At 38.3% G+C, this 17,407-nt stretch carries 16 protein-coding genes; all 16 read left to right on the forward strand.

What is annotated here, in order from left to right; translation table 11 throughout:
- Positions 1 to 41: 41 nt before the first annotated feature.
- The 16 genes from ymfI to J2X07_RS05880 all read left to right on the forward strand — a co-directional run bounded on the left by ymfI (position 42) and on the right by J2X07_RS05880 (position 17,345).
- Positions 42 to 767: an elongation factor P 5-aminopentanone reductase gene (ymfI, locus tag J2X07_RS05805; RefSeq protein WP_310257484.1), complete on the forward strand. Its 726-nt coding sequence runs from the start codon at positions 42 to 44 to the stop codon at positions 765 to 767.
- A gap of 68 nt (positions 768 to 835) precedes the next feature.
- Entirely contained in the window at positions 836 to 1,093 is a 258-nt protein-coding gene (locus J2X07_RS05810) for a DUF3243 domain-containing protein (protein WP_310257485.1), read from the forward strand.
- A 135-nt stretch (positions 1,094 to 1,228) separates the two neighbouring features.
- Positions 1,229 to 2,005 (forward strand): DUF3388 domain-containing protein, encoded by a 777-nt coding sequence (locus J2X07_RS05815; RefSeq protein ID WP_310257486.1) that lies wholly within the window; start codon positions 1,229 to 1,231, stop codon positions 2,003 to 2,005.
- An 18-nt stretch (positions 2,006 to 2,023) separates the two neighbouring features.
- Positions 2,024 to 2,878, forward strand: coding sequence for a helix-turn-helix domain-containing protein (locus tag J2X07_RS05820; protein WP_310257487.1), 855 nt, complete (start codon positions 2,024 to 2,026; stop codon positions 2,876 to 2,878).
- Between the two features lie 43 nt (positions 2,879 to 2,921).
- Positions 2,922 to 3,500, forward strand: coding sequence for a CDP-diacylglycerol--glycerol-3-phosphate 3-phosphatidyltransferase (gene pgsA / locus J2X07_RS05825; RefSeq protein WP_310257488.1), 579 nt, complete (start codon positions 2,922 to 2,924; stop codon positions 3,498 to 3,500).
- A gap of 148 nt (positions 3,501 to 3,648) precedes the next feature.
- Entirely contained in the window at positions 3,649 to 4,890 is a 1,242-nt protein-coding gene (locus tag J2X07_RS05830; RefSeq protein WP_310257489.1) for a competence/damage-inducible protein A, read from the forward strand.
- A 129-nt stretch (positions 4,891 to 5,019) separates the two neighbouring features.
- Complete coding sequence (recA, locus tag J2X07_RS05835) at positions 5,020 to 6,066, forward strand: recombinase RecA (protein ID WP_310257490.1); 1,047 nt, start codon at positions 5,020 to 5,022, stop codon at positions 6,064 to 6,066.
- A 290-nt stretch (positions 6,067 to 6,356) separates the two neighbouring features.
- Entirely contained in the window at positions 6,357 to 7,922 is a 1,566-nt protein-coding gene (gene rny, locus J2X07_RS05840) for a ribonuclease Y (RefSeq protein WP_310257491.1), read from the forward strand.
- Between the two features lie 648 nt (positions 7,923 to 8,570).
- Positions 8,571 to 8,831 (forward strand): stage V sporulation protein SpoVS, encoded by a 261-nt coding sequence (spoVS, locus tag J2X07_RS05845; protein ID WP_010193268.1) that lies wholly within the window; start codon positions 8,571 to 8,573, stop codon positions 8,829 to 8,831.
- 425 nt (positions 8,832 to 9,256) lie between these two features.
- Complete coding sequence (locus J2X07_RS05850) at positions 9,257 to 10,999, forward strand: 2-oxoacid:acceptor oxidoreductase subunit alpha (RefSeq protein ID WP_310257492.1); 1,743 nt, start codon at positions 9,257 to 9,259, stop codon at positions 10,997 to 10,999.
- A gap of 1 nt (position 11,000) precedes the next feature.
- Positions 11,001 to 11,867 (forward strand): 2-oxoacid:ferredoxin oxidoreductase subunit beta, encoded by an 867-nt coding sequence (locus tag J2X07_RS05855; protein ID WP_310257493.1) that lies wholly within the window; start codon positions 11,001 to 11,003, stop codon positions 11,865 to 11,867.
- A 182-nt stretch (positions 11,868 to 12,049) separates the two neighbouring features.
- Positions 12,050 to 13,090: an L-threonine 3-dehydrogenase gene (tdh, locus tag J2X07_RS05860; RefSeq protein ID WP_310257494.1), complete on the forward strand. Its 1,041-nt coding sequence runs from the start codon at positions 12,050 to 12,052 to the stop codon at positions 13,088 to 13,090.
- Between the two features lie 17 nt (positions 13,091 to 13,107).
- A complete protein-coding gene (locus tag J2X07_RS05865) occupies positions 13,108 to 14,283 on the forward strand; it encodes a glycine C-acetyltransferase (protein WP_310257495.1) in 1,176 nt (391 codons plus the stop codon).
- A 235-nt stretch (positions 14,284 to 14,518) separates the two neighbouring features.
- Complete coding sequence (gene miaB, locus J2X07_RS05870) at positions 14,519 to 16,051, forward strand: tRNA (N6-isopentenyl adenosine(37)-C2)-methylthiotransferase MiaB (protein ID WP_396193647.1); 1,533 nt, start codon at positions 14,519 to 14,521, stop codon at positions 16,049 to 16,051.
- On the forward strand, positions 16,051 to 16,497 hold the full coding sequence (locus J2X07_RS05875; protein ID WP_310257497.1) for a RicAFT regulatory complex protein RicA family protein: 447 nt from the start codon (positions 16,051 to 16,053) through the stop codon (positions 16,495 to 16,497). Before miaB ends, J2X07_RS05875 begins: the two co-directional genes overlap by 1 nt.
- A gap of 275 nt (positions 16,498 to 16,772) precedes the next feature.
- Positions 16,773 to 17,345 carry an outer spore coat protein CotE gene (locus J2X07_RS05880; protein WP_310257498.1) on the forward strand — a complete coding sequence of 191 codons (573 nt, stop codon included), beginning with the start codon at positions 16,773 to 16,775 and terminating at the stop codon, positions 17,343 to 17,345.
- The last annotated feature ends 62 nt before the right edge of the window (positions 17,346 to 17,407 follow it).

Consider the following 17,407-nt stretch of genomic DNA (forward strand, 5'->3'; position numbering starts at 1 on the left):
CGCTAAAGGGTGTTTTTTTCTGTTAAAGAAGGGATATTAAGTTGAAAACAGCACTTGTCACCGGAGCAACTGGAGCGATCGGAACTGAAATTTGCCGAATGCTTGCAGAACAGGGATATTTTTTATATATTCACTTCCATAAAAATGACGAAAAAGCGAAAAAGCTGCAAAAAGACCTCTTTCATTCATTTCATGTGAAGAGTGTTATCATCCATGCAGATCTTTCTAAAGAGGACGGACCAAAAAAGCTATTGAATAAGCTTACAAAAAATGTGGATGTATTTATTTATAACTGTGGAAATACCCAATATGGTTTATTAACTGACTTTACAAATGAATCAATACGGGAAACGATGCAGCTTCATCTGCTTAGTGCAATTGAAATCACAAAAACACTATCTAAAAGCATGATACAGCAAAAATCCGGAAAAATTATCATGATCTCATCTGTTTGGGGAGAAGTGGGTGCTGCATGTGAAACTGTCTATTCTGCGGCAAAAGGCGGTTTAAATACCTTTGTTAAAGCACTGGCTAAAGAACTTGCCCCATCCGGAATCAATGTAAACAGTATTGCTCCAGGTGTAATTGAAACACCAATGCTGGATCAATTTTCAGAAGAAGAAAAGGATGAATTAGCCTCAGACATACCTGCTGGCCGATTTGGACAGCCACAAGAGGTAGCGCACGCAGCTGAATATTTAATCAGTGAAAAATCCGCGTATATTTCTGGTCATATTCTCTCTGTTAACGGTTCGTGGTTTACGTAAAAAGCATGTATAAAAAACAGAGAACTAAGGGATATTAATGCTGTATCAACCTTGAAGGAGGAGACAGCATGTCTGTATTAGACAACTTTGGCCAATGGAAAAATTTCTTGTCCGACCGCCTGCAACACGCTGAGCATGAAGGCATGAACCATGATGCTATTTCTAATTTAGCAACTGAAATCGGTGGGTATTTAGCAAATCACGTTGAACCTAAAAACGATGAAGAAAAAATACTTGCTGAACTTTGGAAAGTGGCAGATGACAATGAAAAGCACGCCATTGCTAATATGATGGTAAAGTTAGTACAAAACGACTCAAGCCATTAAGTGCAACAAAGGATGTTAAGATTTTTTTCTTAACATCCTTTTATTTTTCTTTCATAATAAATTGAAATCATTTATTATTAGAAACAAGAATAATTGATGAAATTTGTTTTATTTTGAAGAATAAGGAGATGAGCAATGGGAGAGCAGGAATGGTATTTAGAGTATGAAATACATAAAAACCGCCCGGGCCTCCTTGGGGATATTTCATCCCTGCTAGGTATGCTCGGCATTAATATTGTTACGATAAACGGCGTAGATAACGAGCGGCGGGGAATGCTGCTGATTATTGATAACGATGAAAAGATCACAAGATTAAAGTCAATATTGGATTCGATGGACAATATTACGGTTACAAAATTTCGCAAACCGAAACTTAGAGACCGTTTAGCAGTCAGACATGGAAGGTATATTGAACGAGATGCTGATGATAAAAAAACGTTTCGTTTTATTCGTGATGAGCTTGGTATATTGGTTGATTTTCTTGCCGAATTATATAAAGTAGAGGGACATAAATTAATCGGAGTCAGAGGTATGCCTCGTGTTGGGAAAACAGAGAGTATTGTGGCTTCGAGTGTATGTGCGAATAAAAGATGGGTTTTTATTTCTTCTACTTTATTAAGGCAAACCGTCAGAAGTATGCTTGCAGATGATGAATACGATTCTGATCATGTATTTATTATTGACGGGGCGGTATCTGCACGAAACATGAGTGAAAAACATTGGCAGTTAATACGCGAAATTATGCGATTGCCTGCTGCCAAGGTTGTTGAGCATCCAGATCTTTTTGTGCAGCAGACAGAATACACGTTAGATGATTTTGATTATATTATTGAGCTTAAAAGTCATCGTGACGAAGAAATTACATATGAAGCTCTTAAACAAGACACAACAGGATTTGGAAATTTAGAATGACGTAAGTGGGTGGGAAGGTTGACAGAACTCGGAAATTTATTAAAAGAAAAACGGGAAGAAAAAGGAATGTCATTAGAAGAACTTCAAACAGCAACAAAGATACAAAAGCGTTATTTAGTTGCCATTGAAGATGGGAATTATGATGTACTCCCCGGTGCTTTTTATGCGAGAGCATTTATTAAGAACTATTGTGAAGCAGTCGGGCTTCATTACGAAACCATTTTTGAAGAATATAAACATGAAATACCGCAGGCAGCAAAAGAACCTTCAACTGAATTCGAACCTCGTTCAAAAAGGAAAAATTCGCCAATATCAGAGGGGAACTCAATCGTGAAGCGTATTGTTCCGTTTGCAATTATCGCTTTAGTTATCATTGCGATATTATTGCTTGTTTTGAAATGGCTTCCAGATGGAAAAGATGAAGCCAAAAGCGCTGATAGCAATGTTAAATCTGTGGACTTAGAGGCAGATCAAGAAAAGCCAAAGAAGAAAGAAAAAGCGGATGATGCAGATAAGAAAAAGGATACGCCTGCAGAAAAAGCAGAAACACCGAAACAGACTTTGACAAAACTGCAAACAAGCGGCATAGTAACTACATATGAATTAAAGGATACTGACAAATTGGTTGTAGACCTGTCTGCTTCAGGACCAAGTTATGTAGGTATTAAAGATGAAAATGGCAAAAGCCTTCTTGAAAAACAATTAAGTAAAGGCGAACAGCAGACTGTTGATCTATCTGCTGCTAAAGAAGTAACACTTAACATTGGTGCTGCACATGTTACAACGATTAAAATAAATGGTGAAGATTTTACTTACCCTGTGCCGCCTACAGAACGGGTTCACCAGAAGATTGTTATCAAAAAAGTGCAATAATGATGCACTAAAAGATTTTTACCGCAATTTGGAGGAAAATGTATTGAATTTACCTAACAAAATTACCATATCTCGTATTTTGCTCATACCCATCTTTATGATTATTTTATTAGGCGGTTTTAATTGGGGCTCCTGGACACTTGCTGGTGAAAAATTGCCGGTTACTCACTTTATCGCTGCCCTTATTTTTATTTTTGCATCCTCTACAGACTGGGTAGATGGATATTATGCTAGAAAATATAACCTTGTAACGAATTTAGGAAAATTCTTAGACCCATTAGCAGACAAACTTCTCGTTTCAGCTGCCCTTATAGGCTTAGTTGAACTTGGCAGTGCTCCTGCTTGGATGGTGATTGTTATTTTAAGCCGTGAGTTTGCAGTAACAGGTATTCGTGCCGTAGCTGCTGCTGAAGGGGATGTTATTGCAGCCGGCCAAATGGGGAAATTAAAAATGTGGATTCAAATCATAGCGATTTCCGCATTGCTTCTTCATAATCTGCCCTTCGCTTGGATCGGTTTACCGTTTGCAACGATCAGTTTATGGCTAGCAACATTAATCACGCTGTATTCCGGCTGGGAGTATTTCGTGAATAGTAAACATATTTTATTAAAATCCAAGTAAATGAGAAAAAACAGGAGCCTATAAACTCCTGTTTTTTTATTCGCTTATGTGTAAATCGAAGAAAACAACATGTAAACAAATTCCTTTTTCTAATGTTTAAAATTGAAATATAATGAAATGGCGATACAATTTAAGGAGAGTGGCGAATATGAACGCGGAGATCATAGCTGTTGGAAGTGAATTGCTTTTAGGACAAATTGTTAATTCGAACGCTCAATTTATCTCAAAGAATCTTGCTGATATCGGTGTGAATGTTTACTATCACACGGTAGCTGGAGATAACGCAAATAGACTCGCATCTGTTGTTCAAAATGCCAAAACACGTTCAGATCTTTTGATTTTTACGGGAGGGCTTGGACCTACTAAAGATGACTTGACAAAGGAAACGATTGCCGCTGTATTTCAAAAAGAACTGGTTCATGATGAACTTTCTTTACAGTACATAAAAAATTATTTTGTGCAGTCCAATCGGCAGATGACTCCTAATAATGAAAAACAAGCGTTGATTATTAAAGATTCTATTGTATTCCCTAATGAAAATGGTATGGCCCCTGGAATGGCATTTACCGATGAGGGTATCACGTGTATACTATTGCCTGGTCCGCCTAGCGAAATGAAACCGATGTTTCAAAAATTTGTGGTTCCATATTTGGAGTCTAAATCTGGTGCAAAAACAAAACTTTATTCCCGTGTATTAAAGTTTTTTGGAATCGGCGAATCCACATTAGAAACGGAGCTTCAAGATTTAATTGAAAAACAAAGCAATCCCACAATCGCCCCATTGGCATCGGAGCATGAGGTAACCATTCGTTTAACTGCTGCTCATTCTGATCAAAAAGAAGCAGAAAACCTGCTCGATGAAACAGAAGCAAAAATAGTAAGCAAAACATCTTCCTATTTTTATGGGTATGATCTTGATACACTTGAAAGATGTTTAATAGATTCATTGCTTCAGAAAAAGGCAACGATTGCTTCTGCAGAGAGCTTAACTGGAGGACTCTTCAGCAAAGTCATTACGGACATACCCGGAGCTTCTTCCATTTTTAAAGGGGGAGCTGTTGTTTACTCGAATGAGTTAAAACAAACTCTTCTTCATGTGCCTGTGTCACTGTTAAAGCAGCATGGTGCTGTGAGTAAGGAGTGTGCTGAATGGATGGCTGAAAAAATTAGAACTTTGACAGATGCAGACTATGGAATAAGTTTTACTGGAGTTGCAGGTCCTGATAAACAAGAGGAAAAGCAAGCAGGCACTGTTTATATTGGGATTTCTAATGAGTCAGAAACGATCTCTTTTCCATTGCAGCTTGCCGGTACAAGGAATGCGATCCGGGAGCGGACGGTAAAGTATGGATTCTTCTTTATGAACCAAATGATCAAAAAAGGTCAATGATTTTATCGAATAAATGTTCGCAAAATGATTGGCAAAAGGTTAAAAAAGAGATATGATAGAAAAGTAGAAGCAATCAAAGAAATAATGATTTAAAAATAAATGAGTGAACCATTTAGAGGAGTGAATGTAATGAGCGACAGAAAAGCGGCTTTAGATATGGCGCTTCGCCAGATTGAAAAACAATTCGGTAAAGGTTCCATTATGAAACTTGGAGAACAAACAGAACAGCGGATTTCTACTGTTTCCAGCGGTTCTATTACACTGGACATTGCATTGGGTATAGGCGGATATCCGCGAGGAAGAATTATTGAAGTTTACGGACCAGAATCTTCTGGTAAAACAACGGTTGCACTTCATGCCATTGCTGAAGTACAGCGAAACGGCGGACAAGCAGCATTTATTGATGCTGAACACGCATTAGATCCTGATTATGCTCAAAAGCTTGGGGTAAACATTGATGAACTTTTGTTATCTCAGCCTGACACAGGTGAACAAGCTTTAGAAATTGCAGAAGCTTTGGTTCGAAGCGGTGCAGTTGATATTCTAGTCATTGACTCAGTCGCAGCCCTAGTACCTAAAGCGGAAATTGAAGGTGAGATGGGTGATTCTCACGTTGGTCTTCAGGCTCGTCTTATGTCGCAGGCATTGCGTAAGCTTTCCGGTGCGATTAACAAATCCAAAACAATCGCAATCTTTATTAACCAAATTCGTGAAAAAGTAGGTGTAATGTTCGGAAATCCTGAAACTACACCAGGTGGAAGAGCATTAAAGTTCTACTCATCCGTACGTTTGGAAGTAAGACGTGCAGAACAGCTTAAACAAGGTCAAGACGTAGTTGGTAACAAAACAAAGATTAAAGTTGTAAAAAACAAAGTAGCTCCTCCGTTTAGAACGGCTGAGGTTGATATTATGTATGGCGAAGGAATTTCCTATCAAGGTGAGATTCTGGACATTGGGTCAGATATTGATATCGTTCAAAAGAGCGGTGCATGGTATTCTTATGAAGGTGAGCGTTTAGGTCAAGGCCGAGAAAACTCTAAACAATTTTTAAAAGAGAATCCAGAAATCGCATCATCTATTGTTACTGAAATCCGCAACTATTATCAATTAGAAGGAAAAGTGGAAGCTGAAGTGGAATCGCCAGCTCTATCAGAAGAGTTTGAACTTACTGAATAAAACGCAAAGACCGGTCGATTAAGATCGGTCTTTTATTTCTTTTACAGAAAAAATTGCTAAATTAAGTCAAATAATGCTCCTTGCTATTTTTATTTCAAGCAATTATTATAGAAGATTGACTCTCTTGACAAGCTTTTGGGACACCTATAAAATGGAGATATATTTTGATTTCTTATGAAATTAAAAGATATGTATAGTATTTGTACGACATGAATGGTGCACAGCACATGTAAGACGAATGACGCCAAGAAATGCAGTATGAAAAGCAGAAAGCAAGAGGAGGTGGAAATATGCCCAATCTTTTAGTATTCATCTCCAGTTTGCTTATCTCATTAGGTGTCGGTGCAATTGTCGGATATCTTGTTAGGAAATCCATTGCTGAAGCGAAGATTTCAAGCGCAGAGCGAGCAGCTGCGCAAATTGTTGAAGATGCAAGGCGCGACGCTGACGCAAACAAGAAGGAAGCGCTGTTAGAAGCAAAAGATGAAATCCATAAGATGCGAACGGAAGCAGAGCGCGAAATTCGCGAACGTCGAAGCGAGCTACAAAAACAAGAACATCGATTGGTTCAAAAAGAAGAGATTCTTGACAGAAAAGGTGAAACTCTAGACAAGAAAGAAGAAACATTAGAGAGGCGCGAAGAATCTCTCACCAAAAAACAACGACAAATTGAAGAGATTGAAAGCAAAGTGGAGGAATTGCTGGAGGAACAGCAACGTGAGCTTGAGCGCATTTCCAATATTACCAGGGATGAAGCCCGCCAAATTATCATGACAGAAGCAGAAAGTGAAATGACTCATGAGTTGGCAATGATGGTAAGAGAAATGGAAAACCGTGCAAAAGAAGAAGCAGACAAGAAAGCGAAAGAAATTCTTTCACTAGCTATCCAGCGCTGCGCAGCCGATCACGTAGCAGAAACAACAGTTTCTGTCGTAAATCTTCCGAATGATGAAATGAAAGGGAGAATTATCGGACGTGAAGGTCGAAACATCAGAACACTTGAAACCTTAACCGGTATTGACTTAATTATTGATGATACTCCGGAAGCAGTCATTTTGTCTGGTTTTGATCCAATTCGTCGAGAGATTGCGCGAATGGCATTGGATAAGCTTGTACAGGATGGAAGAATTCACCCTGCGCGAATTGAAGAGATGGTTGAAAAATCACGAAGAGAAGTGGATGAGTACATTAGAGAAGTTGGAGAACAAACTACTTTCGAAGTAGGTGTTCACGGACTGCACCCAGATCTCATCAAAATACTTGGCCGTTTGAAGTATCGTACGAGCTACGGTCAAAATGTATTGAAACATTCCATTGAAGTTGCTTATTTAGCTGGTCTGATGGCAGCAGAAATCGGAGAAGATGTACATCTTGCCAGAAGAGCTGGACTATTGCATGATATCGGTAAAGCGATTGATCATGAAGTTGAAGGAAGCCATGTAGACATTGGTGTTGAATTAGCAACGAAGTACAAAGAACACCCTGTCGTTATCAACAGTATTGCTTCACATCATGGTGACACTGAACCAACGTCCATCATAGCAACATTAGTTGCAGCAGCGGATGCTTTATCAGCTGCGAGACCAGGTGCAAGACGTGAAACTTTAGAGACGTATATCAGAAGACTTGAAAAACTAGAAGAAATTTCAGAATCCTTCGAAGGAGTAGAAAAATCTTTTGCCATTCAAGCTGGTCGTGAAATACGTATCATGGTTAAACCTGATTTGATTGATGATGTAGCTTCATACAGACTTGCTCGTGATATTACGAAGAAGATCGAGAACGAACTGGATTATCCAGGTCATATTAAAGTAACGGTCATTCGTGAAACAAGAGCAGTTGAGTACGCAAAATAAAAGCAGCGGATTTCCGCTGTTTTTTTTGTTTGATTTTTTTATTTTCATTCGAACGATTCTTCATATAGAAGAGTCGTTTTTTTGTTGTTTTAAAATAACCTCTGTTAAACACCGTTGTTGATAATCGATAAGCGGTGATTGTTCTTAAGGTGCGAGAGAGTGGACATACCCTGCCCTTCGAGGAAAACAAGCAACCTGAAGCAAAAATTAACTGCTTTCAATTGCATCAAAGTTTTATGAAAAGGACGAAAACAGTCTATGAAAAACAGTCTTTGGAAAAAAGCTAAAAAAAGGTTATTTTTACTAGAAGCTTATCAATTTTAAATAAAAGGAAGTGGGTGTAAAATACCATATGAAGATCTATATCTAGCAAATTCTTTATTCTCATACATTATAAATCATGACTTTCGAACACTATAAATTACAAATAATTCTAATGTAATGATCTTTACAGTCACTCTGTAAAGGTTGAGAAGGTTTGAATGAAAACGGTTAAGGGAACAGATAACCGGGGTTTATTAGGAAGACCGCCTGCATTTTGACAAATTTGAATAAAGAGATATTAGGTAATTTTGTCATCGCAGGAATACAAGCCATAATCACTGAATATAGTAGAACAGGTATCTATCCTGAAGGAGGTTCAAATCAATGGAAATATTAAAAGTTTCAGCAAAATCCAACCCCAATTCTGTAGCTGGTGCACTTGCTGGCGTTCTCCGGGAAAGAGGAGGCGCTGAAATTCAAGCAATCGGAGCGGGTGCATTAAACCAAGCTGTAAAGGCAGTAGCGATTGCAAGAGGATTTGTTGCACCGAGCGGAGTCGACCTCATTTGTATACCAGCTTTTACAGATATCTTAATTGACGGAGAAGAAAGAACAGCAATCAAACTAATAGTAGAACCACGATAACGTGGAAAACCTGTTTACCTTTTAAAAAGTGTAAACAGGTTTTTTTGTGTTTAAAAGATTGATGCTTTTGAATGATACAAAAATCTGAACCATTAAGTTTTTTTTTCAGTGAAAGGTGCATTTGAAGGAATATTTACTGCTTTTCTAGAAATGAATATTATGATTGATAAAGTTAAGTGAAGAAAATTAGTTATGCTAGCTTTATATTTTGCTTAGTTTTCAGTAGGTTTACATGTTTTTACTTTTATTGAAATTGTTTGAATATTTTACCCTCAATACTTGCATTTTTAATGAGTTAAGTCTAGAATTGTAGACGTTTAGTACATAATTATATTAACGCATCAAACGTTGGATACAGCATGATGCAATACATGCATACATTATTTGATTTAACAAACGTTTGGGTAACTGAAAGGGTGGAGTACATGATTGATCAACTTTCTTGGAAAGTTGGCGGACAGCAAGGGGAAGGTATTGATAGCACAGGTGAAATTTTCGCGATTGCAATGAATCGCCAAGGTTACTATCTTTATAGCTATCGTCATTTTTCTTCTAGAATCAAGGGCGGTCATACCAACAATAAAATTCGTGTAAGTACAAGTGAAACCCGATCTATCTCTGATGATTTAGATATTTTAATAGCGTTTGATCAGGAAACGATTGACGTGAATGTACACGAACTGCGTGCAGGCGGAGTTGTAATAGGGGATTCTAAATTTAATCCTACTGTACCAGAAGGTTCGAATGTCAGACTTTATTCGGTACCCTTTACTGAGATTGCGACTGAATTAGGAACTTCTCTTATGAAAAATATGGTTGCAATCGGTGCAACTAGCGCTGTATTAGGTTTGCCAGTAGAAAGCTATAAAGAAGTAGTTGAAGAGATTTTTTCTCGAAAAGGTGAAAAAGTAGTTCAAAAGAACATGGAAGCAATCCAAAAAGGCGCAGATCGTTTTAATGAACTTGCAGGCGGCCAAATTGATGGTTTCCAGCTTAATAAAGCAGACGGAAAGAAAAGAATGTTCATGATCGGTAATGACGCGATCGCTCTTGGATTTGTAGCCGGCGGTGTTCGCTTTATGTCTGCTTACCCGATCACACCCGCTTCAGAAATTATGGAGTACCTGATCAAAAAGCTTCCTGAGTTCGGCGGAACTGTTATTCAAACGGAAGATGAAATTGCTGCATGTACGATGGCAATCGGTGCAAACTATGCAGGTGTAAGAACGATTACATCATCTGCAGGCCCTGGACTTTCATTAATGATGGAAGCTCTCGGACTATCTGGTATGACAGAAGTGCCATTAGTGGTTGTTGATACACAGCGCGGAGGTCCATCCACTGGATTGCCAACAAAACAGGAACAATCTGATTTAATGGCTATGATTTATGGAACTCATGGAGAAATCCCTAAAGTAGTTATGGCTCCAAGTACGGTAGAAGAAGCATTCTACGATGCAGTTGAAGCACTAAATATATCAGAAGAATACCAATGTCCTGTTATTCTTTTAACAGATCTTCAGCTTTCTCTAGGAAAGCAGTCTGTTGAACCGCTGGACTTTAGCAAAGTTGAAATTCGCCGCGGAAAACTTGATCCGGCACAAGCATTACCGGATTCTGATGATAAAGACGGATATTTCAAGCGTTATGAAGTTACCGAAGATGGTGTCTCGCCACGTGTGATTCCAGGTATGAAAAATGGTATTCACCATGTAACGGGTGTTGAACATGATGAGACAGGAAAACCTTCAGAAGTAGCAGCTAATCGCCAAAAACAGATGGATAAGCGTCTTCGCAAGCTGAATAATCTTAAGTTTAATGTACCTGTAGTAAAACATACACCTCATGAAGAAGCTGATATATTGCTAGTAGGATTCAACTCAACACGAGGAGTAATTGAGGAAGCGATGCCTCGTTTAGAAGCTGAAGGATTAAAAGTGAACCATGCACATATTCGCCTTGTTCATCCATTCCCTGCTGATGAAATGAAACCTCTTGTCGAGAGTGCTAAAACGGTCATTGTTGTTGAGCATAATGCGACTGGCCAATTGGCAAATATTCTTAAAATGAATGTAGGTCAGCATGAGAAGATTAGAAACTTATTAAAATATGATGGGAATCCATTCCTTCCATCCGAAGTTGTCATGAAATGCAAGGAGCTGGTTTAATATGGCTACATTTAAAGAATTTCGCAACAGTATCAAACCCAACTGGTGTCCCGGCTGCGGAGACTTCTCCGTACAAGCTGCCATTCAAAGAGCAGCTGCAAATGTTGGACTAGAACCTGATAATCTTGCTGTAGTTTCTGGTATCGGATGTTCTGGCCGTATTTCAGGATATATAAAATCTTATGGATTTCATGGGATTCATGGGCGTTCACTACCAATTGCACAAGGTGTTAAGATGGCAAACCGAGATCTTACTGTAATTGCATCTGGCGGTGACGGTGATGGATTTGCAATTGGTATGGGGCACACTGTTCATGCAATCAGAAGAAATATCGATATTACATATATCGTAATGGATAACCAAATTTACGGATTAACAAAAGGACAAACATCTCCGCGATCTGATGTAGGATTTAAAACAAAGAGTACGCCGGAAGGTTCCGTTGAATCAGCTATTGGAGTTATGGAATTGGCATTAACTGCTGGCGCTACATTTGTGGCACAAAGCTTTTCAACAGATTTAAAAGAACTGACATCTATCATTGAAGCAGGTATTAATCACAAAGGTTTCTCTTTAATCAACGTATTCTCACCATGTGTTACTTATAATAAAGTAAACACGTATGATTGGTTTAAAGAACACCTTGTCAGCCTTAGCACGATTGAAAATTATGATTCCTCAAATCGCATGATGGCTATGCAGACATTGATGGAAAACAAAGGTCTTGTAAAAGGTATTATTTATCAGGATAAAGTAAAACCTTCATATCAAGATCTAGCTCATGGATACAGTAAAGAAGCTCTTTCAAAAGTTGACTTGAATCTTTCAGAAGAAAAATTCAATCAATTGATGACAGAATTCATGTAATATCCCGCCTTGCTCCTTTTTATGGGAGTAAGGCTTTTTTTGAATCAAAAAATTTTTCCGCCTATTTTTTTTGGTATCTGCTAATGTCCGCCTGATATGTACACAGCCCTTTACCTCATAAATTTTTAAATGTACAATATGGAGGGAAATGAACTTTTTGATTTTTGTGAGGAGTGTTTAGATTGCAAGGGAAAATGAAAGCGATTATCAAGCACCATGCGGGTTACGGTGCAAAACTAGAAACAGTGGACATTCCAGAAATTAAAGAAAATGAAGTTTTAGTAAAAGTAAAAGCAACTTCTATCTGTGGAACAGATGTCCATATATACACTTGGGATGAATGGTCACAGAGCCGTGTTAAACCGCCTTATGTATTTGGTCATGAGTTTTCAGGTGTTGTTGAAAAGGTCGGAAGTGCAGTAACAAATGTAAAAACTGGAGATCATGTATCTGCTGAAACACATATTGTTTGCCATTCTTGTCCACAATGTTTAAAAGGACAATACCATATTTGCAAAAACACAAAAATTATCGGTGTAGATACAAATGGCTGCTTTGCAGAGTATGTAGCTATGCCAGCGGAAAATATTTGGAAAAATGATCCTGACATGCCTTTTGAGCATGGTTCTATTCAAGAGCCGATGGGAAACGCCGTACACACTGTTTTAGCAGGTGATGTAACAGGAAAAACGGTTGCTGTTATCGGTTGTGGCCCAATCGGAATTATGGCTGTAAATGTTGCCAAAGCAGCAGGTGCAAGTCAAGTGATCGCAATTGATTTAAATGAATATCGTCTGGATCTAGCAAAAAAAGTTGGAGCTTCTACGGTAATCAATCCAAAAAACGAAGATCCAGTTGAAAAAGTAATGCAATTAACAGATGGAAACGGTGTAGATGTCGTTTGTGAAATGAGCGGACATCCAGTTGCCATCAACCAAGGTTTTAAGATGATCACAAACGGTGGAAGAGTGTCCATACTAAGCCTTCCAGTCAAGCCTGTTGAAATTGACTTGACGAATGACGTTGTTTTCAAAGGTGTAACCGTTCAAGGAATTACAGGAAGAAAAATGTATGAAACATGGCAGCAGGTTTCAGGACTTCTTAAATCCGGCAGCATGCAGCCAGAAACTATTATTACGCATACACTTCCAATGGAGCAATTTGAAGAAGGTTTTGACTTAATGATTAAAGGTAATTGTGGAAAAGTAGTTCTTATTCCTTAGAAAGGGGTTTGATAGTGATGAAAGGTTTCGAATACTTACAAGAAGAATTGGACCATATGAAAGAAGAGGGTACGTTTAGAAAGCTTGTACCTCTTGAATCTGAACAAGGCTCTAAAGTAGTCATTAATGGCAAAGAGGTTATTCAGCTCTCCTCAAACAACTATCTTGGATTAACAAGCCATCCTAAAATGAAGAAAGCGGCACTTGAAGCTGTTGAAGAGTTTGGTGTTGGTACGGGTTCAGTCCGTACGATCGCAGGTACTCTTTCTATGCATGAGGAGTTTGAAAAGAAGCTTGCAGAATTCAAACACACTGAAGCATGCCTTGTATTTCAATCTGGTTTTTCGACAAACCAAGGTATTCTTTCTGCAATTCTTACTGATCAAGATGTTGTCATTTCAGATGAATTGAACCATGCTTCCATTATTGACGGTATCCGTTTAACAAAAGCAAAAAGAAGAATTTATAAACATGTTGATTTAGAAGATTTAGAAGCGGCATTAAAAGAAACACAAGAATATAGAAAAAGAATTGTCGTAACAGACGGTGTGTTTTCGATGGACGGTAACATCGCACCGTTGCCAGGTATTGTTGAACTTGCAGAAAAGTATGATGCGCTTGTGATGGTAGATGATGCACATGCCAGTGGTGTCCTTGGAACGAACGGACGCGGGACAATTGATCACTTTAACTTAAACGGCCGTGTACACATTCAAGTAGGTACATTAAGTAAAGCGATAGGTGTACTTGGCGGATATATCGCTAGTACGCAAACGTTAAGAGACTACCTCATTCATAAAGGACGTCCATTTTTATTCAGTACTTCACATCCGCCAGCTGTCATAGCTGCTAGTTCAGCGGCAATTGATGTGCTCGAAGAAGAGCCTGAACATATGGAGCGGCTTTGGGAAAATACAAAGTTCTTTAAAGCGGGCTTAAAGCAATTAGGTTTCAACACCGGCGTGAGTGAAACACCGATCACACCAGTTTTAGTTGGTGAAGATGCACTGGCCCATAAATTATCAGATACATTGCTAAAGTATGGTGTCTTTGCTCAAGGAATCGCTTTTCCAACTGTTGCTAAAGGGAAAGCTCGTGTACGTACGATCGTAACAGCACAGCATACGAAAGAAGAACTGCAAGCAGCATTGGATGCATTTAAAAAAGCAGGAAAAGAATTAGAAATGATTTAAGAAAAGAAGGGGTATTTCCCTTCTTTTTTATTTATATTTAAAGCTTTTACTAAAAGTTTTAGTTTTTCGAGTAAGTAACCGCTGAAGTCGGTATTACCCATAATATCATTATGTAAACTAAATGTAATTCTCGTTTTAAATAAAACCAAATATTTGATATAATGTTACAGTTAGTGATAAAGATAAAATGATTGGTTGATAGATGCAGCAAATCAGAAGAGTTTGGCAGTAAGGAGTGAAAGATGTCTTGGAACCAACAAAAGACAAGCAAAATTCATTAAAACAAGATACAAAACGAGATTACTCTCAATATTTTCAAAGTACGTATGCACCTCCATCTTTAAAAGATGCTAAAAAAAGAGGGAAAGAACAAACTCAAATATTAAAAGACTTTTCGATCCCTGAAAACTTAAAGAATATTGGTATCGGAAAAAAATTCTATATTCGAACATACGGCTGTCAAATGAACGAACATGATACAGAAGTTATGGCTGGTATTTTGAATGAAATGGGATATGAAGTAACTGATTCAACAGAAGACGCAGATGTCATTTTACTTAATACGTGCGCCATACGTGAAAACGCGGAGAATAAAGTATTTGGTGAACTTGGACATTTAAAACACACGAAGGCAAACAATCCGAATCTCTTATTGGGAGTTTGCGGCTGTATGTCCCAAGAAGAATCAGTGGTAAACCGGATTTTATCCACGTATCCGCAAGTTGACATGATTTTTGGTACACACAATATTCACCGTTTACCTCAAATCATTGAAAATGCGCTTTTCTCAAAAGAAATGGTTGTTGAAGTGTGGTCTAAAGAAGGGGATATCGTTGAAAACCTGCCGAGAAAGCGTAAGGGGAATGTTAAAGGCTGGGTAAACATTATGTATGGATGTGATAAATTCTGTACGTATTGTATCGTTCCTTATACACGAGGCAAAGAGAGAAGCAGAGATCCAAGAGATATTATTGAAGAGGTTCGGCAGCTGGCAAGAGAAGGATATAAAGAAGTTACCTTGCTTGGCCAGAATGTAAATGCTTACGGGAAGGATCTTGAAGGGATGAATTACGGGTTAGGTGACCTCATGGACGAAATCCGTAAGATTGATATACCTCGCCTTCGCTTCACGACAAGCCACCCCCGCGATTTTGATGACAGGCTGATTGAAGTTCTGGCTAAAGGCGGCAATATTGTCGACCATATTCACTTACCTGTTCAGCATGGCAACAGTGATATATTAAAATTAATGGCTCGCAAATACACGCGAGAACATTATATGGAACTAATTAATAAAATTAAAGCTGCAGTTCCAAATGCCGCTTTAACGACAGATATCATCGTCGGATTTCCAAATGAAACGGATGAGCAATTTGAAGAAACCATTTCACTTGTAAAAGAAGTGGAATACGATGCGGCTTATACGTTCATATATTCACCAAGAGAAGGTACACCAGCAGCCAAAATGCAAGACAACGTACCGATGGAAGTAAAAAGAGAGCGTCTTCAGCGCCTAAATGGCGTGCTGAACGATATTTCCCTCCGCAAGAACCAGTCATATATCGGCAAGGTTGTTGAAGTCCTTGTGGAAGGCGAAAGTAAAAAGAATCCGGATGTTTTAACTGGACATACGGGTTCGAATAAAGTTGTAAACTTTAAAGCTCCGAAACATCTTATTGGTGAAATTGTTAAAGTGAAAATTACAGATGCGAAAACCTGGAATCTCGGCGGAGATATGGTTGAAGAAAAATCAGAGGTGGTAAGCTAATGGCTACGTATACAAAAGATGAAATTTTAAATAAAGCTCACGAATTGGCAAAAATGATTGCTACAACAGAAGAAGTTGATTTCTTTAAAAAAGCAGAAGCGCTTATTAACTCTAATATTGAAGTTGCCAAGTTAATGGGCCAAATTAAAAATCTGCAAAAGCAGGCTGTAAACCTTCAGCATTATCAGAAACACGAAGCATCAAGAGAAGTTGAAGAAAAAATTGATGCATTAATGGCAGAGCTGGACAGCATACCTGTCGTACAAGAATTTAAGCAATCCCAAAGTGACGTAAATGATATACTGCAAATGGTCTCGCTTACGATCTCAAATAAAGTTACCGATGAAATTATCGAATCGACTGGCGGTGATCTTCTTAAGGGAACGACAGGATCACAAGAAAACCCGTTGGATAGCTGTTCATCTGACAGCTGCGGCTGCTCTTAATAAAATTCAAAGCACGATGCCTTTTCGGGGTATCGTGCTTTTTTATGTGGCTGCTTTCGAAACCTGGCTGTTCGTAAATGCAGTCGATTTGAATAAAGACGCGTTTTATTTTATAACACGTTTAATTTCACGTACCGTAATTATATTTTATTTTCAAATGCTTTTCATTTAAACAAGTAATTTCATTAGTGTTTTGATGTTTTTATAAATATAGGCACAATAGGCATCCGCCCTGCATAAAATAGAGTGAGATTGGCAGAGGAGGGATTTATTATATGTCCAGACGTGTTGAACAAGAGTTAACCTACAGAGAAATCATCACAAAGGCTGTTTGTGGAAAAGGACGTAAATTCTCACAGGAAACTCATACAATTGCACCGACTCATCGTCCAACCAGTATTTTAGGGTGCTGGATCATCAACCATTCATACAAACCAAATAGAAAAGAAGATTGTGTTGAAGTGGAAGGAAGCTATGATGTAAATGTTTGGTATTCTTATAATGATAATACAAGAACCGAAGTCGTAACTGAAACCATCTCATTTAAAGATACAGTTGTTCTAAGTGTCAGAGATAAGCATGCGATGGGTAAACATTTTGAAGTGTATTGCAGGGCATTGCAGGAGCCGAATACACTCGAGGCTGCCATTTCACCCAATGGCAACAAAGTAATCGTGCAAGTAGAGAGAGAGTTTGTATGCGAAATAATCGGGGAGACAAAAGTTTGTGTTTATGTAAATCCAGATGGTTTTGATGACGAGAACACAAGAGATTGGGAATATGATGTAGATGATGAAGATTTTAATGATCTTGATCCAAATTTTTTAGTTGGAGATTTAGAAGAGTAAGTGAACAACGGGGGGATTACTTCCCGTTGTTTTGTTTAGTTTAGTAATTGTTAATCAGCGAA

This window comes from Fictibacillus barbaricus, from assembly GCF_031457135.1.
In the GTDB taxonomy this organism is placed as follows: domain Bacteria; phylum Bacillota; class Bacilli; order Bacillales; family Fictibacillaceae; genus Fictibacillus; species Fictibacillus barbaricus_A.